The sequence below is a fragment of the Mycobacterium sp. NGS64 genome (genome assembly GCF_059812245.1).
Genome location: NZ_JCALCI010000003.1, coordinates 415054 through 439669, shown reverse-complemented (window position 1 = coordinate 439669; position 24616 = coordinate 415054). Strand labels below are relative to the sequence as shown.

The following is a 24616-nucleotide window of genomic DNA, read 5'->3' as shown; positions in this document are numbered from 1 at the left end:
TGTCGGCGGCGCGCATCGTCACCGGGCTAGGTCCGATCGCCCGCCTCCTCCTCGCGCCGCTGTCGGCGGCGCGCATCGTCACCGGGCTAGGTCCGATTGCCCGCCTCCTCCTCGCGCCGCTGTCGGCGGCGCGCATCGTCACCGGGCTAGGCTGGCCGTTAATGTCTGCTCTTCGTTCCGTCCTGTTGCTGTGCTGGCGCGACACCGGGCACCCGCAGGGCGGCGGCAGCGAAGCTTATTTGCAGCGCATCGGCGCGCAGCTGGCCGCGTCCGGGATCGCCGTCACGCTGCGCACCGCCCGCTATCCCGGAGCGCCGCGCCGCGAAGTGGTCGACGGGGTGCGGATCGACCGGGCCGGCGGCCGCTACTCGGTGTACGTGTGGGCGCTGCTGGCGATGGCCGCGGCGCGCATCGGTCTCGGCCCGCTGCGGCGCGTGCGGCCCGACGCGGTCGTCGACACGCAGAACGGCCTGCCCTTCCTGGCCCGGCTGGTGTACGGCCGTCGGGTGGTGGTGCTGGTGCACCACTGCCACCGCGAGCAGTGGCCGGTGGCCGGTCCGGTGCTCGGCCGGATCGGCTGGTTCGTCGAGTCGACGCTGTCGCCGCGGCTGAACCGGCGCAACCAGTACGTGACGGTGTCGCTGCCGTCGGCCCGTGACCTCGTCGCGCTCGGCGTGAACAACGAGCAGATCGCCGTGGTGCGCAACGGCCTCGACGAGGCCCCGGCGCAAACGCTGTCCGGGCCGCGCTCGGCCGCACCGAGGGTGGTCGTGCTGTCGCGGCTGGTGCCGCACAAGCGGATCGAAGACGCGCTCGAAGCGGTCGCGGCGCTGCGGCCCCGCATACCGGGCCTGCACCTCGACATCGTCGGCGACGGCTGGTGGCGGCGGCGGCTCGTCGACCACGTCCGGCGCCTCGGCATGTCCGACGCGGTGACGTTCCACGGCCACGTCGACGACGTCACTAAACACCATGTCCTGCAAAGCTCCTGGGTGCACGTGCTGCCCTCGCGCAAGGAGGGGTGGGGCCTGGCGGTCGTCGAGGCGGCGCAGCACGCGGTGCCCACCGTCGGCTACCGCTCCTCGGGCGGGCTGTCCGACTCGATCGTCGACGGGGTGACCGGGCTCCTGGTCGACGGCCACGACGAGCTGGTGGACCGCCTGGAACGGCTGCTCTGCGACCCCGTGCTGCGCGACCAGCTCGGCGCCAAGGCGCAGGCGCGCAGCGGCGAGTTCTCCTGGACGCAAAGTGCCGACGCGATCGCCGGCGTGCTGCAAGCCGTCCAGGCCGGCGAGTACGTCAGCGGCGTCGTCTGAACCAGCAGAGCGCCGCGCCCACCGCCCCGACGGAAAGCATCGCCAGCCACGCCAGGTGTGCGACCAGCGTCGCGGTCCGCCGCCCGGCAGGCACCCCGGCGGTGTGGCCGCCGATCCGGTACAGGGCGAGCTCTTTGTCGCGGTAGACCGGCGTGAGCGCGTCCAGCGTGCGCGACGCGGCGCCCATGTCACCGGCGCTGTCCGATTCGACGACCAGCCACCCAATGCCCGCCGGCGCCAACGCGCCCGGGTCGGGCCCGGAAAGCAGCAGATCCTGCACGGCCCGGGCGCGATCACCCTCCCCGTGAATGACGACCCCCGAGATGGCCAGGTCGCCGGTGCTCAGCACGTCGGCGCGCAGCCAGCGGGGCAGCGGATCGAGCACCGGCGCCGGCCCGGACCACGAGAAGAGCCGCATGGTGCCCGCGGGGAGCACCGCCACCGTCGCGGGATCGCGGTTGATCGCCGCCGCCACCGCGGCCCACCCCGGCGGGTAGCGCACCGGCGCGACGCGGCCCCACGCCCCCCACGCCAGGTCCGGCAGCGAGAGGATCAGCGCCAGGCAGCAGACCAGCGCCGCCACCGACGGCCGCAACCACCTGCGCAGCGTCACCACGGCGCCCGCACTCGCCAGCGCATAACACGGCAGCGCCAGCGCCACCCACTTCTGCCCGTCGCGCAGCACCCCGAACGCGGGCGCGGCGTCGACCAGCGCCCGCAAGGCGTGCAGACCCGGGCCCGTCGCCAACACGGCCGGCACCACGACGGCCACCGCCGCCAGCGCCAGCAACGGCGCCACCAGGCGCCGACGCGCCACCACCGGCAACCCGGCCGCCACCACCGCCAGCAGCACCACGGCGGACGACAACGCGAAAAGCGTTGTCCGCGAAGCCGGTACGGCCTCGCCGTTCCAGATGCCGCCGAGGCTGGCCAGGCTGGCCAGCGTGCCCAGGCCAGGTTCGGCCCGAGGCGCGAACGCGTTCACCCCGAGCGCGTTCGCCGCGGTGTGCGCCCTCAACGACGAGCCCACCGCGGCCGCCGTCAGCCACGGCGCCGCCGCCACCAGCGCGGCGCCGGAGGTCCCGGCAGCGCACAGCCAGCGCGGGTGCCCCGCACCGGGGCATGCGACGCAGACCAGCGCCACCGCCGCGGCCAGCAACAGGCCCGTCGGCGTCAGCCCGGCCAGCGCCACCCAGAAAACCAGGCCGAACCAGGCAGACCAGCCGCCAGCCGCCCGCAGCCGCAGCATCGCCGCCGCCACCCACGGCAGGCAGCCGTACGCGACCAGCAGGCTCCAGTGGCCCTGCAGAAGGCGTTCGGCGACATAGGGATTCCAAATCGCCAACGTGCTCGCGACGAACTCGCCCGGCGCCCCAGCCTCGGGCAGCGCGGTCGCGACCAGCCGCGCCGCGCCCCACCCCGCGAGCCACAGGCCCGCCACCAGCAGCGCCTTGACTACGACGCCGCCGTCGACCAGATGCGAGGCCAGCGCCACGGCGAAATCCTGTGGCGTCGCCCGCGGCGCCGCCGTCAACCCCAGGGCGGTGTCGGACACATATGACCGGGGCGTCGACACCGCGTCGCGCAACAGCAGGTACCCCGGCGCCAGGAGCGGCGCGGCCACCAGGAGCGCCAGCAACAGCGCATACCCCGGCCGGGTCCAGCGCACGTCGGGGAACTAGGCCCGTTCGGGGGGACCCGGTGACTCCGGCGGTCCCGCGTCCGGCGGCCCCGGCTCGGGCGGCTCGTCCGAGCCCGGATTCGGTGCGTCCGCGGCGGGCGGGCCCGGATTCTCGGCGGGGCGCTGGGTGGGCAGCTTCTCGGTCTCGGCTTCGGCGCCGGGCACGGGCTCTTCCGGACCGCCGCGGCCGAACACTTCCTCGTCGGATCGGTCCAGGCCGGGGTCGGTCAGCGCGCTCTCGGTCCGCAGGCTGAAGGAGGCGAGCACTCCGCCCCCGATCAGCGCGATCAGGCCGACCGCGGTGAACGTGATGGGCAGCACCCGCGACCACAGCGCCAGCCGGTCCCGCTCGTCGCGGGCCGCGTTGACCTGTCCTTCGATGGTGTCCTCGTTCGAGGTGACCTTGTAATCGGCCAGCGTCAGCTCCGGCTTGAGCGGGTCACGGGCGAAGTAGTGGTTGGCGTGCTCGGTCTGCTTGACGATGGTGCCGGACACCGGGTCCACCCAGAAGGTCCGCTGCACCGCGTAGAAACGGGTCATGGTGATCTGCTCGTTGGGATCGCCGCCCTGGACGCCCCACATCGACGCCGGGGCGGTGAACTTGGAGTCCGTCGTCTGGTCGGCGTACAGCGTCGGGTAGGCCACCGGAGCCACCAGTTTGCCCTCGGCGTTGTAGCCGACGTTCTGGGTGAACTTGTAGGTGGTCAGCCCGTTGACGTCTTCCTGGCTGTCGTAGTTGACGTCGAACGGCTTCTGCGCGACCGGATCGAAATAGGGATACGTCTTCTTCTCGGTGTGGAACGGGAACCGGTAGGACAACCCCTCGTGGCGGAGTGGCATCGCGGTGGGCGGGCTCTCGTCGTTGACGGTGCGCGGCTTCTGCACGGAGCCGCCGGGGTGGGTGTCGTCGGAGACGGCCAGCGCGGTCTTGCGGTTGAGGGTGACCGTGTCGATGATGGCCAGCAACAGGCCGCTGTCCTTTTGCTTGTCGGTGCGCCGGACCGAGGTGCCGACCTGCAGGGTGACGACGTCGGCGTTGGCGGGGGATTCGACGCTGACCTGCTGTTGGGAGACCAGCGGCACGTTCTGGTTGACGACGAGGTGGTCCGTGGACAGCGACGCGGAGTCGAGCGCGGTTCCGTTGCCGTCGCTGATCAACGTGGCGTCGATGTTCAGCGGGATCTTGGCGATCCTGCTGCTGGTGTATGTCGACAGCAGCAGCGCGGCGATCAGCAGGGCAGCCCCGAGTCCGATGATCGCGCATGCGGCGTAACGCAACATGACTGCGCGGTTCATGCGCGCTGCTCCTCCTAGTGGATCATCGTGGTCCGAGCCGGCCCCCGGTCAGCGTGGCAAACCCGTTCGACCCTAACAGCAGAATTTAAGGCCCCGGCTTACGTACCCGATTCGTCGGGCGACAACCGACGGGCACACTTGTGTGCGTGACGGACGACCAACAGGTGGGCGGAGTCCGCAGCTTCCTTCCCGCCGTGGAGGGGATGCGCGCGTGCGCGGCCATGGGCGTCGTCGTCACGCACGTCGCCTTCCAGACCGGGCACTCCAGCGGCGCCGCCGGCCGGCTGTTCGGCCGCTTCGACCTCGCCGTGGCGGTGTTCTTCGCGTTGTCCGGATTCCTGTTGTGGCGCGGGCACGCGGCGGCGGCGCGCGGTTTGGGGCCGCGGCCACGCACCGGCCACTACTTGCGTTCGCGGGCGGTCCGCATCATGCCGGCCTATCTGGTGGCGGTCGTGGTGATACTGACCCTGCTGCCCGACGCGGATCACGCCAGCCCGACGGTGTGGCTGGCCAACCTGACGCTCACCCAGATCTATGTGCCGCTCACGCTGACCGGTGGCCTGACGCAGATGTGGAGCCTTTCCGTCGAGGTCAGCTTCTACCTGGCGCTGCCCGTCCTGGCGCTGCTGGCCCGCCGCCTCCCGGTCGGCGCGCGGGTGCCGGCGATCGCCGCGCTGGCGGCCCTGAGCTGGGCGTGGGGCTGGGTGCCGGTATTTTTTGGCCACTCCGATCCTGGCACCAATCCGCTGAACTGGCCGCCGGCCTTCTTCTCCTGGTTCGCCGCGGGCATGCTGCTGGCGGAATGGGTGCACAGCGGAATCGGTGTGCCGCACCGGTTGTCGCGGCACCGGATCGTGATGGCCGTCGTCGCGCTGCTGGCCTACCTGCTGGCGGCCTCGCCGCTGGCCGGACCCGAGGGCCTGGTGCCCGGCACCGCGGCGCAGTTCGCGGTGAAGACGGCGGCCGGCTCCATGGTGGCGTTCGCGTTGGTGGCGCCGTTGGTGCTGGACCGGCTCGACACGCCGCACCGGGTGCTGGGCAGCACCGCCATGGTGACGTTGGGCCGCTGGTCCTACGGCCTGTTCATCTGGCACCTGGCCGCGCTGGCGATGGTTTTCCCGGTGCTCGGGACGTTCCCGTTCACCGGCCGGATGCCCTCGGTGCTGGCGTTGACGCTGATCTTCGGTTGGGCGATCGCCGCCGTCAGCTACGGGCTGGTCGAATCCCCGTGCCGGGAAGCGCTGCGCCGCTGGGAAAAACGCCACGAGCCGACGCCCCAGGTCACCGACGCCGAGGCCGACGCGATCGCGCCGTGACTCAGCGATCCATCCACTGTTCCAGCGCGTCGGCGGACGGCAGACAGATGGCCCGCTCGATCTTCTCGAACAGGTCGGTCCCGTACTCGACGGTGGATCGGACGAAGTTGCCCAGCGCCTCGAGGTGGATGCCGTCGGTCAGCAGGTAGGCGTTCTCGGCGACAATGGCCAGCCGGGTCGGCTGCGCGGTCTCGCGCACAAACGCCTTGGGCCAGTGGGTGTCGCGATTCCAGTCGTTCACCACTTCCATCAGGCGCGGGCGTTCGGCGGCCAGGTAATACACGGCTGGGCTGATCGAGATCTCCAAAACGTCGCGCCGCAGACCGTTGATCCGCAGGTTCACGTGCAGCTTGCCGCGCTCGTGGCTAGACAGCAGCAGCATGAATTCTTCGCCGTCACTGCTGCGGAAAAACCGCAGCTGACGCGATCGCAGATAACGGTCGATCAGCTCCGTGCTCAACGGCTCGATCTGCATTAGCCCCTCTCCCGGACAACGGTCATCGACGGACCCATGGTGGGGCGCAGCGCTTGGAAGATTCTTGGAGCCGTCAGGCCGGCTCGACGGCTTGCAGGCGCGCGATGATCTCGGCGCGCACCGCCGACCGGCGCGCCTTGCCGGCATCGTCGCGCAGCGGAGCGCCGACGAACTCGACGGTGTGGGGCACCTTGTACGACGAGATCAGTTCGCGCAGAAAGTCTTTCACGCCGTCGGCGTCCAGCGCGGACCCGTCGGCCGCGTGCACCAGGGCGTACGGCACCTGGCCCAAATCGTCGTGCGGCACGCCGACGACGAGGCAGGACAGCACCTCCGGGTGGGCCGACAGCGCGTTCTCGATCTCGGCGGGGTAGACGTTGCGGCCCCCGACGGTGAACATGTCGACCCGGCGGTCCGACAGGTACAGGAACCCGTCGTCGTCGAAGTAGCCGAGATCGCCCAGCGAATCCCAGCCGTCCCGGGACTTCGGCGTGACGCCGACGTAGCGGTAGGTCGGCGCGCTGCCCGGGGCGGGGCGCATGTAGATCTCGCCGACGACGCCGGGCGGGCACGGGTTGCCGTCGTCGTCGAGCACCTTCATCTCCCCGGCGACCACGACGCCGACCGAGCCGCGATGTGTCAGCCACTGCTCGCCGCTGATGAAGGTGAGCGCCTGTAATTCGGTGCCGCCGTAGAGTTCCCAGACGACTTCCGGGCCCAGCAGGTCGATCCAGGCCTGCTTGACGGCCGGCGGGCACGGCGCCCCCATGTGCCAGAACCGCCGCAGCGACGACAGGTCATAGGCGCCCGGGTCGGCGTGGTAGACCGGCAGCGCCCGCTGCATGATCGTCGGCACCGTGGTCAGGAACGTGACCCGATGGTCGGTGATCAGCCGCAGGAATCCCTGCGGGTCGAATCGGCTCATCAGCACCAGGTGATGGCGCATCAGCAAGGCGATCGTCGCGGTCGTGAACCCGGTGTTGTGGGACAACGGGATCGGCACCAGGGTGGTGTCGCCCTCCTGCGCGCCGAGCGGGTAGCCGACCGCGGCCGGTATCCGGCTGTCCCCGCCGGACTCGATGAGCTTGGGGCGCCCGGTGCTGCCGCCCGAGCCCATCGCCTTCCACACCGGCGAGACGGCCTCCGGCAGGTCGGCGTCGGACAGCGCCGGGTCGGGGACGAAACCGGCTGGCACGCTGGGTATTTCGGTGCCATCGCGGCCCACCAGCAGCGCGGGCGGCCGCAACTCGAGCAGGCCCTGCAGCTCGGCGTCCGGCAGCCGCGCCGAGAGCGGTTGCGGCACCGCGCCCAGCTTCCAGCAGGCCACCGCGGCCTGGATCCACTCGATCGAGTTGGGTAGCACCATGGTCACGTAGTCGCCGACGCCGACGCCGCGCTCGGCGTACGCGCGGGCCAACCGGTTCGTCGAGGCGTCGAGTTCGCCGCGGGAGATGGTCCGCCCGTCGCAGGTGACCGCGGGCTCGTCGGGAGCCAGCCGGGCGGCCTGCGAAATCTGCGTGCCGATCGGCGGGACCGGGTCGGTCACGAGTAGGCGCCCTGCCGCTCGAAGATGCGGCGCGGGTTGTCCACCAGCATGGTGTGCAGCTGCTCGTCGGTGACGCCGCGCTCCTTGAGGGCGGGTATCACGTCGTTGTGGATGTGCAGGTAATGCCAATTGGGCGCGGCCACCGGCAGTAACTCCTCGGGCAGCGCGTCGAAGTAGCAGTTGGCGTCGTGCGACAGCACCATCTTGTCGGCGTGGCCGCGCTCGCACATCCGCGCCACCGTGTTCACCCGGTCCTCGAACGGCAGGTAGACGTCGATGCCGAACCGGTCCATCCCGATGTAGGAGCCGTTGCCGATCAGTTCCTCGAGGTAGTCGAGGTCGGTGCTGTCGCCGGAATGGCCGATCACCACCCGGCTCAGGTCGACGCCCTCCTCGGCGAAGATGCGCTGCTGCTCCAGCCCGCGCCGCGTCCCCGCGTGCGTGTGGGTGGAGATCGGCACGCCGGTGCGCTTGTGCGCCTGGGCGACCGCGCGCAGCACCCGGTCGACGCCGGGGGTCACGCCGGGCTCGTCGGTGGCGCATTTGAGGATGCCGGCCTTGATGCCGGTGTCGGCGATGCCCTCCTCGATGTCGCGGACGAACATGTCGGTCATGATCTCCGGGCCGTCCAGTTGCGTGCCCGGCCCCAGGTAGTGGAACCGGAACGGCACGTCGTTGTAGGTGTACAGGCCGGTCGCCACAACGATATTCAGCTCGGTGGCCGCCGCGACGCGCGCGATGCGCGGGATGTAGCGGCCCAACCCGATCACCGTGAGGTCGACGATGGTGTCCACCCCGCGCGACTTCAGCTCGTTGAGCCGGTTGACCGCATCGGCCACCCGCTGGTCCTCGTCGCCCCACGCTTCGGGGTAGTTCAGGGCGATCTCCGTGGTCATGATGAACACGTGCTCGTGCATGAGCGTCACGCCGAGGTCGGCGGTATCGATGGCGCCGCGAGCGGTATTGAGTTCTGGCACGCGTCTGACTCTAGGTCGATTCGGCCGTAAACCAACAGGGGCGTTTTCGGCCCAGGTTGTCTCAAGCCCGCGAGCGCACCGCCTGGAGCCATTCCGTCGACTCGGGCGCCCTGTCGAGCAACCGCAAGCCGGCGTTGCCGAATTCGCGCCGGATGTCCCCGACCGTCAGCACCTCCAAATGAAAGCACTGCCGCATGACCGATCCGTCGATCATCAACGCGTATTCGCCCTCGACCAGCCGGTCGAGATCGCGGTGGATCGTCACGCGTGCCGTCGCCTTGCCGATCTTCTTGCTTTCCGTGAAGCCCGCGGGCCGGGCGGCCCAAAAGGCCGGCGGTTTCCACTGAATGATCGCCCGGCCCGTTGGTTTGAGATGGTGTGCGACGGTCGCAAGCACCGCCCGTCGAAGATCGGCGCCCCGATAGTGAATCAGGTTGGTGGGCAACAGGACCGCGTCGAACCTCTCCGTCAGGCGCAGCTCCTCGATTCGGGCGCGGATCGTCCGCGCGTGCCGGACTTCGGCGAGCATCCGTTCGGAGTCGTCGACGGCGGTGACCCGGTGGCCGAGCCTGGCCAGCGGGTCGGCGATCCGCCCGGTGCCCGCGCCGAGTTCCAGCACCGAGCTGCGCGGCGCGAGGACGGCGTCGATCTGCTCGGGCTCGCCCGTCGGGGGCATCCGGCGGTAGAGCTCGATCAGGCTGCCGTCACCCGTCCGTTCCGAGTCGGTGTCGGCGTGGCAATGACAAAACGACAGAGAATGACAAAACGACATCGTCGGTCCCTTCTAGGCCAGCTCGTAGAAATGCGCGCCATCGAGGTAGCGCACCGTCCAGAGGTCGCGGGTCACCACTTCGCCAACCTCGTGCAGCAGCGTGATCCAGATCGGATAGGTCAGGTCGTTGGTGGTGAGCGGCAGCTGCTCGCCGGGATTCACCAGCACCCGCATGTCGTAAAAGCTGTCCAGCCCCTTGATGGCCTCCAGCCCCCGATAGGAGACCAGCCTGCCGCTGCGCGGGGCGACCATCGTGGTCCGCGCGACGTGCTGGCCCAAGCGGTACGGCCCCCCACAGTTGCGGGCAAAGCGATCGGGTCGCGCGTAGGCGTCCACCGTCCAGTCGACCTGTGATCGCCCGGTGGCCAGGCGTGCGGCCTCGGCCAGGCCGCCGCCCGCAATCCGCGCGCCCACCTCCACCAGGCACGGCCCCTCGGCCGTCATCTTGATCTCGGGGTGGGCCGGGCCGTGCCGAATGCCGAGGGCGTCGAGCACCTCGAAGGCGTAGGCGACCAGCTCGTCCTGCAGATCGCCGATCGCCGGCAGCAGCCGCCAGCCCATCAGCAGGTCGGGAACGCCGTTGGCCTCGATGCGGTACGTCTCCCAGATGTCGCACACGTGGTGTGCGCCATCGCGGCTGACGGTGTTGACGATGTACTCCGCGCCCACCAGGCACTCTTGGGCCACCACACCGTCATTCGGATGCGCCAGCAGGTTGTCGCGGCCGTCGAGGCGCCGGAACGCCCGCACGGAGTCCTCCGGGGTGCGGCACCAGGCGACGCCGTCGTTGCCGGCGCTGCGCAGTGGCTTGACGACGACCGTGCCGCCAATGCCGTTGTGCCAGTTGCGGAGCTGGTCTTCGTCCGCCACCAGGATTTGGCGCGCGCCCCGCAAGCCTTGCTCCTTGATCCGCTCGATCATCAGATACTTGTCGCGGCGGGCGGCGCTCAGGGCGGTTCCGTTGGTGGGTACGCCCGTGATCGGGTGCAGCGCCTCGCTCAGCGCGTCGGCCAGCTCGACCCCGGGTTCGGTGCCGGCGGCGACCGCGACGGGATGGTAGGGCGACAGCCTGGCCAGCGTCTCGGACAGGTCGCCGCGGTGCACGATGTCGACGTCGTAGGGGTACCGATCCGGTTGACCGCGCAGCGCGACCGGCACCTCGGGGGTGCTTTGCACACGCAGCGGGGTGAACCCCAGGCTTCGGAAGCCTTGCGCCAGTTCGGTTCCCATGCTGGCATAGCTATCGACCAGAACGACGTGCATGTCGGTGCCTCCTCATTTAATACGCGGCGCTATCTTCGAGATCGTGCCCGCGGGTCGGCAGCAAAAACGCCCGCTCGCAGGTCAGAAACACCGTGCCGTCGGACTTGACCCCGCGGGTGGCGCACCTGACGACGCCTTGGTGGGGGCGCGATTCCGAGGGGCGCTTGTCCAGATACTCGGTCTCGGCGTAGATGGTGTCGCCGACGAAGACCGGGGCGACGAGGCGGATGTTGTCCCACCCCAGGTTGGCGAGGCCCTTGGCGCTGGTGCTGGGCACGCTCATGCCCGAGACGATCGACAACGTGACCAGGCTGGACACCAAAGGCCTTTTCCACTCGGTGTTTTCGCAGTACGCGTTGTCGATGTGCAGCGGGTGTAAGTTGTGCGACAGCAACGACATCCACACGTTGTCGGCCTCGGTGAGCGTGCGGCCCGGGCGATGCTCGACGGTCGCGCCGACCTCGATATCCTCGAACAGCAGGCCCGGTGACTCGCGCCAGCGCCGATCGCCGATCCTCTTGTAGGTACGAATCTCGTCCATTGCCAACCCCATCCGCTAGTAGCGGACCCGGCGGGCCGCCACGGCGACCCGCGTAGTGTTCCGTGCGTCGAGCGCCTCCGCTCGCCGCAGCAGGCGGTGTGCCGCGGCCACCATCGGCGGGCCGACCATCTGCCCGTCGAGGATCCCGATCTGCCCGCACTGTTTGTCCGCCCTGTCGATGACGCGTCGGGCCCGCTCCACCTCGGTGGGCAGTGGCGTGAACCCGTCGTTGATCACCGCCACCTGCCGGGGGTGGACCGCGGCCTTGCCGCCGAAGCCGAGCTCGCGCGATCGGTTCATGTCGACCTTGAGCGCGAGCTCGTTGCCGAGGTCGAAGGTCGGCGCGTCGATCGCCGGAATGCCGGCCACGGCGGCACCGGCCACGATGCGAGAACGCGCGTAGGCCAACGGCTCCCAGTCCATCGAGATGCCGAGGTCGGCCGCGAAGTCCGCGGCGCCGAAGACCAGCGCCCGCACCCGCGGGCTCGCGGTGGCGATCTCTTCGACGGCGGCCAGGCCGGCCGCCGTTTCGATGGTCACCAGGAAATCGATGTCCGCGCCCGCATCACCCAACATGTCCTCGAGGATCAGCAGATCGTGCGCGCAGTTGACCTTCGGAACCAGCAGCGCGTCGGGCGCCAGGGCGCCGTACGCGAGCGCGAGAACGTCGCGCAGGCCGTCGGCGGTGCGCAGGCTGTTGATCCGCAGCGCGCGGACGCATCCGGTCGACGGCCCCTTGAGCAATCGAGCGGCCAGGCCGCGGGCGAGTTCGCGCCGCGCGGGCGGCACCGCGTCTTCGAGATCCAGCGTGCACACGTCGGCGCCCGAGCGCAGCGCCGTAGGGTACTGGCGTGGATTGATCGCGCTCGTCATCAGCATGGTGCGAAACACCCAGGGCTGGACCGTCTTTCGCTCGCTCATGCCGGAACACCGACCAGGTCCGGCGCTTCCGACGCCACCAGCTCGCCGACCGTCGCGCACAGACGGCGGATGTCGTCGGCCTCGTTGTCGGCACGCAGCATGATTCGCAGTCCCGCCTCGCCCCGCGGGGTGACCGGGAAGAACACCGCCGAGGCGTAGAAACCGCGATCGAGGAGTTGCCGGGACAGGCCGATCGCCTTGTCGTCCTCGCCCGTCCGGATGAGCCGGATCGGGGTGTCCAGGCCGGCCTGCGGGGTGTCGATGAGGCTGTCGAAAAGTGCGGCGTTGGCGCGCAATTGTCGTTGGCGCCGGGCCAGCTCGGGCGAGTTGTGCACCCGCAGCGAACCCAGGCAGGCACCGATCGTCGGCGCGTTCGCCGGCTTGGACCAGGCCAGCGGGCCGCCGAATCGCATCAGGATGTCGTGGTGTTTCTCGGGGCCCAGCATGATGACCCCGCCGCTGGCGCCGTAGGCCTTGCCCAGCGAGGCGACGATGATGGTCAGCGGGTTGAGCTCGTCGGGCATCAGGGACCGCACGATCCCTTCGCCGCGTTCGCCGTACATCGACAGCGAGTGGGCCTCGTCGAAGAACAAAAAGAGGCCGTAGCGGTCCTGCAACTCGAGCAGCTCCTTGACCGGCGCAACACCGCCCAGCGAGTAGGCGCCGTCGGCGACGTAGGCGACCCGCTTGTGCCTCTTGCACATGTCCTCGAGGTAGTTGAGGTCGTTGTGCGGGCTGGTGTAGACGGGCGCTTCGTCGGCGCAGATGGGCTTGATGTAGTTGAGCGAGAAGTGGCTGAACTTGTCGAACACCATGACGCGCGGTTCCCCGTCGTCGGTCAGGTGTCCCGAGGAGATCAGCGGCAGCACGGCGGAGCTGGCCACCGCCGTGGAGATGGCCGAAACGCAGCGGGCGCGCCACAACTGCGAGAGCCCGGCCTCGAGCTCGTCGATGATGGAGAACCGGATGCGCAGCCGCGAGGCGGACAGCGCGAACGTCTGCTCCGAGTCGATCGCCGCGCGGGCGCCTTCCAAAACCCATGGGTGGGAATGCAATCCGAGGTAGGAGCAGGAGATCATGTTGATGAAGCGGTGACCGTCGCTTTGGCGCTCCAGCAGGTCGCCGCCGACGTAGCGGACGCTGTTGTCCAGCAGCCCGTTGTCGGCCGCCGCCTGCCACGCCGGGTTGCCGACCTCGACGGCCTTGGCGTTGTTGCGGAATCGGTGGATCGGGGATTGCTCGTCCAGCTTGTTCATGCGTTGCACGGTAGAAAGATCCGCGCGCCCGGCCCTCCACCGATCGGATCGGCGACGTGATGAATGCTCGTTCCCCCGATCGGGGGACACGGGATTGGCCGGAGGGCCGACAGACATTCCCGCGTCCCGTCGGCACTGTTGTTCCATGCTCTTGATGACCGGCGGGACGCGCTGATGCCCTGGCTCGCCCTGATCGCCGGCAACGGCCTGCACGCGGTCATCACCGCCCTGTTGGGGTTGTCCATGATCAACGTGGCGGACAGCCTGCTGATCCTGGCGATCGCGGCGGCCGGGTCGGCCGTGCTCGGAGCCCTTGCGGCCCGCCGGAACCCGGCGGCGCGGGTCCCCGCCACCCGGAGTTTCGCCTGGCTGAACCTGTGGACCGCGGTAACGTTCGTCTCCTTCTTCCTGGGGCTGGCGGTCTACAGCGCGGTGGTGGTCTTCACCCTGGGCGCCTCGTTCGCTCCCCTTGTGGTCACGGCCTGGTCGGCCCGCGAAGCCCGGCGCGGCCACGCCCCCACGCGCCCCGGCCGCGTCCAATGGCTGGCGGTCTGCCTATTGGCCGCGCTGGGCGCCGCGCTGGTGGTCGCGCTGGCGGGGTCGGATTCCCGCGGCATGGTGGCGTTGCTGGTTGCGGCCGCACTGGGCGTCGTCGACGGCGCCGCCGCCGGCGGGGTGGCCATCGTGTCCCGCGGTCTGGGCGCCGCCGGGGTCGGTGTCTGGCAGGTGATGGCCCACCGCTATTACGCGACGCTGGTGGTGGCCGCGGCGGCGCTGCTCATCCTGGTCCCGGGCGGGTTGCTCGCGGCGCCGTCGCTGCCGTGGGGCGTCTCGATAGCGGCCGCCTTCGCGTCCCTGGTGGTGCCATTCTTTTTGATCCAGTACGCAATTCAGCAGTTGGCGCCGGTCTTGGTCACCGGGGCGCTGGCGTTGATCCCAGCCATTGCGCTGTTCGTCGAGATGGCGGCCGGCCGAGCGGTGAGCTGGCCCGCGGTGCTGCTCGGGTTGCTCATCGTGCCGGCCAGCCCGGCGATATTCACCACCCGGCACCAACCGGCATGAGCTTCCTCGATTCGGTGGCCATGGCGTACCGTCACCCTCGTCTTGATCGCAACCCCCGGGAGTAGTGCCATGTTGCTCAATCCCAACCACCTGCAACGCCGCTACCCAGACCGCCGCTCGGGCGAGATCATGGCCGCGACGGTGGACTTCTTCGAGTCCCGCGGCAAGGCGCGGCTGAAGTCCGACGACCACAACCGCGTCTGGTACTCCGACTTTCTGGACCATATCGGACGGGAGCGCATCTTCGCCTCGCTGCTGACGCCGTCGGAGTACGGCGCGGACGATTGCCGGTGGGACACCTACCGGATCAGCGAGTTCGCCGAGATCGTGGGCTTTTACGGGCTGAGCTACTGGTACCCCTTCCAGGTCACCGCGCTCGGCCTGGGCCCGATCTGGATGAGCGACAACGAGGACGCCAAGCGCAAGGCCGCCGCCCAGTTGGAGGCCGGCGAGGTCTTCGCGTTCGGGTTGTCCGAGCAGACCCACGGCGCCGACGTCTACCAGACCGACATGATTCTGACACCATCCGAGCATGGCTGGATCGCCAACGGCGAGAAGTACTACATCGGCAACGCCAACGCGGCGCGCATGGTCTCCACGTTCGGCAAGATCACTGGCTCTTCAGGCGGGGAAGACGAGTACGTGTTCTTCGCCGCCGACTCGCAGCACGACCGGTACGAGCTCATCAAGAACGTGGTGAACTCGCAGAACTTCGTCGCCAACTACGCGCTGCGCGACTACCCCGTCACCGAGGCCGACCTGCTGCACCGCGGCCCCGACGCCTTCCACGCCGCGCTCAACACCGTCAACGTCTGCAAGTACAACCTGGGCTGGGGCGCGATCGGCATGTGCACCCATGCCATGTACGAGGCGGTCACCCACGCGTCCAACCGCGTCCTGTACGGCACCGTCGTCACCGACTTTTCCCACGTGCGGCGGCTGCTCACCGACGCCTACTTGCGGCTCATCGCGATGAAACTGGTCGCCACCCGCGCCTGCGACTACATGCGCAGCGCGTCGGCGGCCGACCGCCGCTACCTGCTGTACAGCCCGCTCACCAAGGCGAAGATCACCAGCGAGGGCGAGCGGGTCATCACCGCCATGTGGGACGTCATCGCCGCCAAAGGCGTTGAGAAGGACACCTTTTTCGAGGCCGTCACCCGCGAGATCGGCCTGCTGCCACGCTTGGAGGGCACGGTCCACATCAACATCGGGCTGCTCGCGAAGTTCATGCCCAACTTCCTGTTCGCCCCGAGCGCCGAGTTGCCTGTGATCTCCCGCCGCGACGACGCCGCCGATGACACGTTCCTGTTCGCCCAGGGGCCGACGGGGGGCCTGGGCAAGGTGCGGTTCCATGACTGGCGCACGCCGTTCGACGCGTTCCGGCACCTGCCCAACGTCGCGCTGCTGCGCGAGCAGGTCGACGTGCTGGCCGAGATGCTGGCCAGCGCCACACCGGATGCCGTGCAGCAGAAGGACATTGACTTCGCCTTCGGGGTGGGTCAACTGTTCGCCACGGTGCCCTACGCGCAGCTCATCCTCGAGGAGGCCCCACTGTCCGGGGTCGACGAGGCCCTGGTCGACGAGATCTTCGCCGTGCTGGTGCGCGACTTCAACGGCTACGCCGTCGAACTCGGCGACAAGCCGGCAACCACGGACGCGCAGGCCCGGTTCGCGATGCGGATGATCCGCCGTCCGGCGCACGACCCGGCGCGCTACGACCAGATCTGGAAGGAACACGTCCTGCCGCTCAGCGGCGCCTACCAGATGCGCCCCTGAGTCCTCCGGCTCCGCCGATCGTGCGGCTGGCCGCACATTCGGGCCCCAGCGTGCGGCTGGGCGCACACTGGACGAGGCGAGCCTTGACTGTGACGTAGCTCACCGTAGAATGACCAGTGGTCATCAACGCGAGGAGGCCCAATGCCGACGGTGACATGGGCGCGCGTGGACCCCGCTCGCCGCGCGGCGGTGATCGAAGCCGCGGAGTCCGAGTTCGGCGCACACGGCTTCTCCCGTGGCAGCCTGAACGTCATCGCCCGCCGGGCCGGCGTCGCCAAGGGCAGCCTGTTCCAGTACTTCGCGGACAAGCGCGACCTCTACGCGTACGTCGCCGACGTCGCCAGCCAACGGGTGCGCGCCTACATGGAGGACCGCATCCGCGAGCTGAACCCCAGCCGGCCGTTCTTCGAGTTTTTGACCGACTGGCTCGACGCGTGGGTCGCCTACTTCGCCGACCACCCGCATGAGCGCGCGCTGCACGCCGCCGCCACGCTCGAAGTCGACACCGAGGCGCGCGTCAGCGTGCAGAACGTCATCCACCGTCACTACCTGCAAGTGATGCGGCCACTGGTCCACGACGCGCAGCTGCGCGGCGACCTGCGCGCCGATTCGGACACCGACGCGCTGTTGTCGTTGCTGCTCTTGATCTTTCCGCACCTGGCGCTGGCCCCATACATGCGCGGCCTGGACCCGGTCCTGGGGCTCGACGAGCCCACGCCGGAGCAGCCCGCGCTGGCCGTGCGCCGACTGGTCGCGGTCCTGGAGGCGGCGTTCTCGGCGAATGCCGCCGTCACCCCCGAACCGAAACGATCCGAGGAGGTCACATGACACGCACGCATTCGGGCTCGATGGTCAAAGGGGGGCTCAACTGGGACAGCTTGCCGCTCAAGCTCTTTGCGGGCGGCAACGCGAAGTTCTGGAACCCGGCCGACATCGACTTCTCCCGCGACCGCGCGGACTGGGAGCGGCTCACCGATGACGAACGCCATTACGCCACCCGGCTGTGCGCCGAGTTCATCGCCGGTGAAGAAGCGGTGACCGAGGACATTCAGCCGTTTATGTACGCGATGCGGGCCGAAGGCCGGCTGGGCGACGAGATGTACCTGACGCAGTTCGCGTTCGAGGAAGCCAAGCACGTCCAAGTGTTCCGGATGTGGCTCGACGCTGTCGGCGTCACCGACGACCTGCACGAGTACATCAATGACGTGCCCACCTACCGCACAATTTTCTACGAGGAACTGCCGGACTGCCTCGACGCGCTGAGGGTTGATCCGTCACCGGCCGCACAGATCCGGGCGTCGGTCACCTACAACCATATGGTCGAGGGCATGCTGGCGCTGACGGGCTACTACATTTGGCACAAGATCTGCGTGGAACGCGCCATCCTGCCCGGCATGCAGCAGCTGGTGCGCCGCATCGGCGACGACGAGCGGCGCCACATGGCCTGGGGCACCTTCACCTGCCGCCGGCACGTCGCCGCCGACGACGCGAACTGGGGCGTCTTCGAGACGCGGATGAACGAGCTGATGCCGCTCGGGCTACGCCTCATCGAAGAGGGCTTCGCGCTCTACGACCCGATGCCGTTCGACCTGTCGACGGACGAGTCCATGGCCTACGCCTCGGACAAGGGGATGCGCCGGTTCGGCACCATCGCCAGCGCCCGCGGTCGACCGGTCGAAGAGATCGACCTCGACTACTCGCCGGTGCAGTTGGAGGACACCTTCGCCGACGAGGACGAGAGGGCGCTGGCGGGCGCTTCGGCCTGACGCGGGAGCTACTCGACCTTGCTGGCGCCGGCCGCCTTGCCTTCGCCGGCCGACCCGACCCAGACGGTCTTGGCGTTGCAGAACTCGCGGATCCCGAGGCCCGCGAGCTCGCGCCCGTAACCCGACCGCTTGACGCCGCCGAACGGCAGCTCGGGGTAGGACACCGTCATCCCGTTGATGAAGACCTGCCCGGCCTCGATGTCGTCGATGAAGCGTTGCTGCTCGGCTTCGTCGTTGGTCCAGGCGTTGGATCCCAGCCCGAAGGTGGTGGCGTTGGCGATCTCGATGGCCTCGTCGATGTTTTCGGCGCGGTAGATCGAGGCGACCGGGCCGAACACCTCCTCGGTGTAGAGCGCCATGTCCTTGGTGATGTCGGTGACCACCGTGGGCGGGTAGAACCAGCCCGGCCGGTCGAGGCGCTCGCCGCCGCAGCGGATCACCGCGCCGGCCGCGGCCGCGTCCTCGACCTGCTTGGCAACCTCGTCGCGGCCCGATTCGGTCGCCAGCGGGCCGACGTTGGTGTCGGGGTCGGTCGGGTCGCCCACCCGCAGCGCCTTGACCCGTTCGACGAACTTGTCGACGAACGCGTCGTAGACGTCGGCGTGGGCGATGAAACGCTTTGCGGCGATGCAGGATTGGCCGTTGTTCTGCACCCGGGCGGTGACCGCGGTCTTGACCGCCTCGTCCAGGTCGGCCGAGGGCATCACGATGAACGGGTCGCTGCCGCCGAGTTCGAGCACCGTGGGCTTGATCTCGTCGCCGGCGATGGCGCCCACCGACTGGCCGGCGGGCTCGCTGCCGGTCAGGGTGGCGGCGGCGACGCGGGGGTCGCGCAGGATGGTCTCGACGGCGCTGGACGGGACCAGCAGGGTCTGGAAGCAGCCGTCCGGGAACCCACCGCGGGCGATGACGTCGGCGAGGTACAGCGCGGTCTGCGGCACGTTGGAGGCGTGCTTGAGGATGCCGACGTTGCCGGCCATCAGCGCCGGCGCGGCGAAGCGCACCGCCTGCCACAGCGGGAAGTTCCACGGCATCACGGCCAGCACCACGCCCAGCGGCTGGTAGCGGGTGTAGGCCCGCTTGGCGCCGACCTTCGCCGCGTCGGCCGGCTCGTCGGCCAGCAGCTGCTCGGCGTTCTCGGCGTAGTAGCGAAAACCCTTGGCGCATTTGAGCGCTTCGGCCTTGGCCGAGGCGAGCGTCTTGCCCATCTCCAGGGTCATCATGGCCGCGGTCTCGTCCGCCTCCTTCTCCAAGAGGTCGGCGGTGGCGTTTGCCCACTCCGCGCGCTGGGCAAAGGTGGTGTTATGGCGGTAGTCCTGGAACCGGGCATAAGCGCGCGCGATGGCGGCGTCGACTTCCTCATCGGTCGCGGGGGTGAAGGTTTTTACTGTCTCGCCGGTAGCCGGGTTGATCGTGGCGATGGGCACGCTGAGATCCTTCGCTTCGGGGTTGGTAAGAGGTCCAACAACCAGCCTGCCACTATCGTTCCCCTCAGGGAGGTGCCGGGATGAGTAAAGCCGCACAGCTGATCGTGAAGTGCCTGGAGAACGAGGGCGTTTCCGTCGTGTTCGGGGTGCCCGGCGAGGAGAACATCCGCTTCGTGCAGGCGCTGGCATCGTCGAGCATCCGGTACGTGCTCACCCGGCACGAGCAGGCGGCGTCGTTCATGGCGGAGATGTACGGGCGCGTCACCGGGCGCGCGGCGGTGGTGTCGGCGACCCTGGGCCCGGGCGCCATCAACATGCAACTCGGCGTCGCGGACGCCACCACCAACAGCACCCCGATGGTGGCGATCTCCGCCCAGGTGGGCCAGGACCGCGAGTACAAGGAATCGCACCAGTACGTCGACCTGGTGTCGATGTTTGCCCCGATCACGCGGTGGGCCGCGGGCATCCCGACCCCGCGCGCCATCCCCGAGATGGTCCGCAAGGCGTTCAAGGTCGCCGAGACCGAACGCCCGGCCGCCGTCTACCTGGCGGTGCCGGAGCACATAGATGCGGATGAAACCGACTACGACCTGAAGCCGTTGCCCCGCAACGTCGTTCGCCCCGACGCCCCCGCACCCCGTCAGGTCGAACGAGCCGTGGAGATCCTGCGCCGGGCGAAGCGGCCGGTGGTGCTGGCCGGGCACGGCGCCGCACGCGCCGACGCGACCAAGGCCCTGGTCCGGTTCTCCGAGGAGTTCGGCATCCAGGTGGCCAACACCTTCCACGGCAAGGGCGTGATGCCCGATGACCACCCGAACAGCATCGGGACCCTGGGGTTCATGCGGCACGACTACGTCAACTTCGGGTTCGACAACGCCGACGCCGTCATCGCCGTCGGCTACGAGCTGCAGGAGTTCGATCCCGTGCGGATCAACCCGCAGGCCGACAAGAAGATCATCCACGTCCACCGCTTCCCGGCCGAGGTCGACGCGCACTACTCGGTCGACGTCGGGATCATCGGCGACATCAGCGATTCGCTGAACGCGCTCACCGACGCGCTGGCCGGTCACCGCTTCACCCACGCCGCCGACGTGCCCGGGTCGGGGCTGCTGGCCGAGGAATTCGCTCGCGGACAACAGGATTCGCGCTATCCGCTGGCGCCGGCGCGGGTGGTCGCCGACACTCGCGAGGCGCTGGGCCGCAGCGACGTGGTCCTGGTCGACACCGGGGCCACCAAGATGTGGATGGCCCGGCTCTATCCGACCTATGAGCGGAACACCTGCCTAATCTCGAACGGCCTGTCCACTATGAGCTTTGCGCTGCCCGGCGCCCTGGGCGTCAAGCTGGCGCGCCCCGACTCCAAGGTGCTGGCCGTCGTCGGTGACGGCGCCTTCCTGATGAACTCCCAGGAGATCGAGACCGCGGTTCGCGAGCGGATACCGCTCGTCGTGCTGATCTGGGAGGACGGCGGGTACGGCCTCATCGAGTGGAAGATGGACCTCGAACTCGGCGACCACTATTACGTGAAATTCGGCAACCCCGACATCGTGAAATACGCGGAAAGCTTCGGCGCCAAGGGATATCGGATCACCAGCGCCGCGGAACTGTTGCCGACGCTGAAGGCCGCGTTGGCCGACGACGGTGTGTCGCTGATCGGCTGCCCGGTCGACTACGCCGAGAACCTGCGCCTGACCGACCGGCTCGGCGAGCTGGACGAGACGCTCTAAGCGGGCTTCTAAGCTCCCGTTTGCTCAAGTCTGAAACATCGGCTCGGAGTCGGCGTACGCTTTCCAGTGCTCTTCATCTGTACACCCGACCTGTGGGGAGGGGGAGCAATGTCGTATGTGGTGGCGGTCCCGGAATTCGTGGCCTCGGCGGCATCGGATGTGTCCAAGATCGGCGCGGCGGTGACCGCCGCCAATGCCGCGGCGGCGGGCCCGACGACCGCATTGCTGGCGGCCGGTGCGGATGAGGTGTCGGCGGCGATAGCGTCAGTGCTCTCCAGTCACGGGCAGGTGTTTCAGGCGCTCAGCGCCGAGGCGGCGGAGTTTCATGCCCTGTTCGTCTCGACGTTGAACGCCGCCGGGGGCGCCTATGCTACCGCCGAGGCGGCAAACTCCTCGCCATTGCAGACCCTCACGCCCCTGTGGCAAGACGTGCGGGCCGTAGTCAATGCGCCCACCAATGCGTTGTTCGGGATCCCGTTGATCGGCAAGGGCGCCAATGGGGCGCCGGGGACTGGACAGCCGGGCGGGCCCGGCGGGATCTTGTTCGGCAACGGCGGCGACGGCGGGTCCGGGCTGCCTGGCCAGCCCGGCGGCAACGGCGGTAACGCTTTCTTCTTCGGCAACGGCGGCAGGGGCGGGGCCGGCGGCATGGGCACCGCCGGCACCGCGGGCGTCGCGGGACCCGTCCCCGCCAACGGTGGCCTCGCCGGCAACGGTGGGTCCGGCGGGGTGGGCGGCAACGGCGGGCTGATTTTCGGCAACGGCGGTACGGGCGGCGTCGGCGGGACCGGCGGGACCGGCGGAAGCGGCGGGTCCGGCATCACCGGCTTTGTCAACGCGACCGGAGGCGGCCAGGGCGGGAACGGCGGGACGGGCGGGATCGGCGGCAACGCCGAGGGGGTGTCGGGATTGTTCGGCGGCCACGCAGGTGACGGCGGCGTGGGCGGACAGGGTGGCCACGGTGGCCAGGGTGGCGATGGCCTCGGAGCCGGCACCGGGGGCAACGGGGGCAAGGGCGGCAACGGTGGGACCGCCGGCCTGGGTGGCGGCTCCGGCGCCAGTGCGGGCCTCGTGGGCGCCGGCGGTACTGGCGGCCACGGCGGCGACGGCGGTAACAGTGCCAGCACGGCCGGCATCGGCGGCAACGGCGGCAACGGCGGCGGCAGCGCTGGCGGTACTGGCGGCGACGGCGGTGACGGCGGCAACAGCGGCAACGCCACCGCGAACAGCTCGGGCGTGGTGACCGCGGAAACCATCCGCGGCGGTAACGGCGGCAACGGCGGCAGCGGCGTCACCGGTGGCAACGGCGGCAACGGGGGTGGCGGCGGCAGCGCCACCGCCACCGGCACCAGCGACGCCATCGCCATCGCCGGAGGCGGGGGTGGCGGTGGCGCGGGCGGCAACAGCACGGGCGGCGGCGCCGGCGGCCACGGCGGCCAAGGCGGCACCGGTGGCGGCGCCGCCGCAACGATCGGCCTCAGCTCCGTCGCCGCCGCCGGCGGCGACGGCGGTGGTGGCGGTGGGCCCGCCGGCGCCGCGGGCGGCCCCGGTGGTGGGGGCGGCGGTGGTGCCGGCGCCGATGTCACCACCACCACAAGTACCGCCGGCGGTGGCTTTAGCGGCGGCATTGGCCAAGGCTCCGGCGGCGGGGCCGGCGGAGGCGGCGGCACACCCTCGGCCGCCATCGGGACTGAAGTCGCCGCCGGTGGTGGTGGCGGCGGGGGCGGCGCGATCACCGGCGGCACCGGTGGCGACGGCGGCCAAGGGGGCAGTGCCAACGGCGTGGCCCCCGGCGCCGGCGGGGTCGGCGGCACCGGCCAGCCCCTCGGCGGCGCCGGCACGAACGGCGCCGCTGGCAACCTCTTCGCCACCGGCGGCGCCACCGCCACGGGCGGCGCCGGCGGGAACGCCAACATCGGCGGTGGAGGCGGGGGCGGCGCCGCCTTTGGCAGCGGCGCCGGCGCCGGCCCACACGGCGGCACCGGCGGCGACGGCGGCCCCTAGCGCTGTTTCAACCGTTGTGCGGCGACGTCGCCTCCTGCAGCGTCATGGGCAGGACGTACCAGCCAATCAGCGTGCGATGCCACCAGGCGTGGTCGCGCCGCAACTCCGCGACCGTCGTAAACCGGTATTCATACAGCTGCGCGCGCACGTACCGCGGCGGCGAATCGGGAAAGGGATTGCGCCGCAACAGGCGCAGCGTCGGCCGGTCGTTGCGCAGCAGCCGCTGCATGAACGGCCTCAGCCACGGCTGGGCGTAGCCGGGCGAGATCGCGGCGAACCACATCAGCCAGTCCAGCCGCAGATGGTAGGGGGCCCACTGCCGCGGCAGCCGACGCACACCGCCGGGTTTGCCCTTGAATTCGTATTCCTTCCACACCGTTTCGTCGGTGAGCCGCGACTCGTCGGTGCCCTCGATCACCACTTCGCGGCGGACCCGCCCGATGCTGCCGAACGCTCCGTACGTGTTTACTAGGTGAAATGGGTTGAAGGACATGTTCATTCGCTGACGCTGCGAGAGCATGTTGCGCAGCGGCCAGTAGCTCAGGAACAGCACGGCGGCGCTGAACGCCATCACCACGGCGGCGAACCACAGCGGCGGCGCCGGCCAGGCCGGATGCGCGGGCACCGGAAAGAGCATCGCCAGCGACGAGTCGTCGATGGCGCTGAACGCCAGCATGATCGTCACCCAGTTGAGCCAGGCGAAGTTGCCCGACGCCACCAGCCACAGCTGGGTGACGACGACGACCGCGCCGGCCACGCTGGCCACCGGCTGCGGCGCGAACAACCCGAACGGCACGATCAGCTGGGCGAAATGGTTGCCGGCCACCTCGACGCGGTGCAGCGGCCTGGGCAGGTGATGGAAGAACCAGCTCAACGGCCCCGGCATCGGCTGCGTCTCGTGGTGGTAGTACAGGCACGTCAGGTCGCGCCAGCACGGGTCACCGCGCATCTTGATCAGCCCGGCGCCGAACTCGACCCGGAACAGCAGCAGCCGCGCCATCCACAGCGTCAGCACCGGCGGCGCCACCCGGTCGTTGCCGAGGAAGATCATCAGGAAGCCCGCCTCCAGCAGCAAGGACTCCCAGCCGAACCCGTACCAGGTCTGGCCGACGTTGACGATCGAAAGGTAGAGCGCCCACAGCGCCAGCCACGCCAGCATCGCGGCCCACACCGGCGCCAGGTCGGCTGCGCCGGCGACGATCGCCGCCGCCACCGCCGCACCCAGCCACGCCACCCCCGCGAACAGCCGGTCGGAATAGCGCAGCTGAAAAAGGCTCGGCGCCCGCCAAAACGTCTGGCGGGCCAAGAACCGCGGCACGGGCAGCATGCCGTGCTCGCCGATGAGCGCCCGGAATTGCAGCGCGGCCGCGACGAAGGCGATCAGGTAGATGGCCGCGACGCCCCGCTGCAGGACCATCCGGCCCAGCCAGTATTCGGGTGCCGAGAACCAACCCATGGTCGTCACGTATTACCAGTCAAGCAGCACGGGAA

General features: G+C 69.6%; 19 protein-coding genes and 1 pseudogene. 8 read left to right on the top strand and 12 right to left on the bottom strand.

Annotated features, from left to right (window positions below; translation table 11 throughout):
- Window positions 1–161 precede the first annotated feature (161 nt).
- Window positions 162–1316, top strand: coding sequence for a glycosyltransferase family 4 protein (locus tag AC5Y4S_RS15950; RefSeq protein WP_500033672.1), 1155 nt, complete (start codon window positions 162–164; stop codon window positions 1314–1316).
- On the opposite strand, the gene AC5Y4S_RS15945 is transcribed toward AC5Y4S_RS15950, so the two are convergent.
- Both AC5Y4S_RS15945 and pgfA read right to left on the bottom strand, forming a co-directional pair.
- Window positions 1300–2985: an MmpA family trehalose lipid delivery protein gene (locus tag AC5Y4S_RS15945; RefSeq protein ID WP_500033671.1), complete on the bottom strand. Its 1686-nt coding sequence runs from the start codon at window positions 2983–2985 to the stop codon at window positions 1300–1302. The genes AC5Y4S_RS15950 and AC5Y4S_RS15945 overlap by 17 nt on opposite strands.
- Before the next feature lie 9 nt (window positions 2986–2994).
- Window positions 2995–4293, bottom strand: a complete 1299-nt coding sequence (gene pgfA / locus AC5Y4S_RS15940; protein WP_500033670.1) for a cell envelope lipid trafficking protein PgfA — start codon at window positions 4291–4293, stop codon at window positions 2995–2997.
- 109 nt (window positions 4294–4402) lie between these two features.
- On the opposite strand from pgfA, the pseudogene AC5Y4S_RS15935 reads away from it, so the two are divergent.
- Window positions 4403–5609, top strand: a pseudogene (locus AC5Y4S_RS15935) (acyltransferase family protein).
- Between the two features lies 1 nt (window position 5610).
- Here AC5Y4S_RS15935 and AC5Y4S_RS15930 read toward each other — a convergent pair.
- From AC5Y4S_RS15930 to AC5Y4S_RS15895, 8 genes are all read right to left on the bottom strand, one after another.
- The gene (locus AC5Y4S_RS15930; RefSeq protein WP_500033669.1) at window positions 5611–6084 is read right to left on the bottom strand and encodes a YbjN domain-containing protein; all 474 of its coding nucleotides are present in this window, start codon (window positions 6082–6084) and stop codon (window positions 5611–5613) included.
- A gap of 73 nt (window positions 6085–6157) precedes the next feature.
- A complete protein-coding gene (locus AC5Y4S_RS15925; protein WP_500033668.1) occupies window positions 6158–7630 on the bottom strand; it encodes an AMP-binding protein in 1473 nt (490 codons plus the stop codon).
- The gene (locus AC5Y4S_RS15920) at window positions 7627–8607 is read right to left on the bottom strand and encodes a phosphotriesterase family protein (protein ID WP_500033667.1); all 981 of its coding nucleotides are present in this window, start codon (window positions 8605–8607) and stop codon (window positions 7627–7629) included. Before AC5Y4S_RS15920 ends, AC5Y4S_RS15925 begins: the two co-directional genes overlap by 4 nt.
- A 61-nt stretch (window positions 8608–8668) precedes the next feature.
- Entirely contained in the window at window positions 8669–9379 is a 711-nt protein-coding gene (locus AC5Y4S_RS15915; protein ID WP_500033666.1) for a class I SAM-dependent methyltransferase, read from the bottom strand.
- A gap of 12 nt (window positions 9380–9391) precedes the next feature.
- Window positions 9392–10642, bottom strand: a complete 1251-nt coding sequence (locus AC5Y4S_RS15910; RefSeq protein WP_500033665.1) for an ATP-grasp domain-containing protein — start codon at window positions 10640–10642, stop codon at window positions 9392–9394.
- Between the two features lie 16 nt (window positions 10643–10658).
- On the bottom strand, window positions 10659–11183 hold the full coding sequence (locus AC5Y4S_RS15905; protein ID WP_085190719.1) for a MaoC/PaaZ C-terminal domain-containing protein: 525 nt from the start codon (window positions 11181–11183) through the stop codon (window positions 10659–10661).
- 15 nt (window positions 11184–11198) lie between these two features.
- Window positions 11199–12104 carry an HpcH/HpaI aldolase/citrate lyase family protein gene (locus AC5Y4S_RS15900; RefSeq protein ID WP_500033664.1) on the bottom strand — a complete coding sequence of 302 codons (906 nt, stop codon included), beginning with the start codon at window positions 12102–12104 and terminating at the stop codon, window positions 11199–11201.
- Window positions 12101–13360 (bottom strand): aminotransferase class I/II-fold pyridoxal phosphate-dependent enzyme, encoded by a 1260-nt coding sequence (locus AC5Y4S_RS15895; protein WP_500033663.1) that lies wholly within the window; start codon window positions 13358–13360, stop codon window positions 12101–12103. Before AC5Y4S_RS15895 ends, AC5Y4S_RS15900 begins: the two co-directional genes overlap by 4 nt.
- 174 nt (window positions 13361–13534) lie before the next feature.
- On the opposite strand from AC5Y4S_RS15895, the gene AC5Y4S_RS15890 reads away from it, so the two are divergent.
- The 4 genes from AC5Y4S_RS15890 to AC5Y4S_RS15875 all read left to right on the top strand — a co-directional run bounded on the left by AC5Y4S_RS15890 (window position 13535) and on the right by AC5Y4S_RS15875 (window position 17967).
- Window positions 13535–14422: a hypothetical protein gene (locus tag AC5Y4S_RS15890; protein WP_500033662.1), complete on the top strand. Its 888-nt coding sequence runs from the start codon at window positions 13535–13537 to the stop codon at window positions 14420–14422.
- A 69-nt stretch (window positions 14423–14491) separates the two neighbouring features.
- Window positions 14492–16201, top strand: coding sequence for an acyl-CoA dehydrogenase family protein (locus AC5Y4S_RS15885; protein ID WP_500033661.1), 1710 nt, complete (start codon window positions 14492–14494; stop codon window positions 16199–16201).
- Window positions 16202–16342: 141 nt separating this feature from the next.
- A complete protein-coding gene (locus tag AC5Y4S_RS15880) occupies window positions 16343–17029 on the top strand; it encodes a TetR/AcrR family transcriptional regulator (RefSeq protein WP_500033660.1) in 687 nt (228 codons plus the stop codon).
- Window positions 17026–17967 (top strand): R2-like ligand-binding oxidase, encoded by a 942-nt coding sequence (locus tag AC5Y4S_RS15875; protein WP_500033659.1) that lies wholly within the window; start codon window positions 17026–17028, stop codon window positions 17965–17967. Before AC5Y4S_RS15880 ends, AC5Y4S_RS15875 begins: the two co-directional genes overlap by 4 nt.
- 8 nt (window positions 17968–17975) lie before the next feature.
- On the opposite strand, the gene AC5Y4S_RS15870 is transcribed toward AC5Y4S_RS15875, so the two are convergent.
- The gene (locus AC5Y4S_RS15870) at window positions 17976–19394 is read right to left on the bottom strand and encodes an NADP-dependent succinic semialdehyde dehydrogenase (RefSeq protein WP_500033658.1); all 1419 of its coding nucleotides are present in this window, start codon (window positions 19392–19394) and stop codon (window positions 17976–17978) included.
- 80 nt (window positions 19395–19474) lie between these two features.
- Between AC5Y4S_RS15870 and AC5Y4S_RS15865 the strand changes: the two genes are divergently transcribed.
- On the top strand, window positions 19475–21121 hold the full coding sequence (locus AC5Y4S_RS15865) for an acetolactate synthase large subunit (protein WP_500033657.1): 1647 nt from the start codon (window positions 19475–19477) through the stop codon (window positions 21119–21121).
- A gap of 108 nt (window positions 21122–21229) precedes the next feature.
- Window positions 21230–23125, top strand: coding sequence for a PE family protein (locus AC5Y4S_RS15860; RefSeq protein WP_500033656.1), 1896 nt, complete (start codon window positions 21230–21232; stop codon window positions 23123–23125).
- 7 nt (window positions 23126–23132) lie between these two features.
- On the opposite strand, the gene AC5Y4S_RS15855 is transcribed toward AC5Y4S_RS15860, so the two are convergent.
- Window positions 23133–24581 carry a lipase maturation factor family protein gene (locus tag AC5Y4S_RS15855; RefSeq protein WP_500034031.1) on the bottom strand — a complete coding sequence of 483 codons (1449 nt, stop codon included), beginning with the start codon at window positions 24579–24581 and terminating at the stop codon, window positions 23133–23135.
- Window positions 24582–24616: the final 35 nt, after the last annotated feature.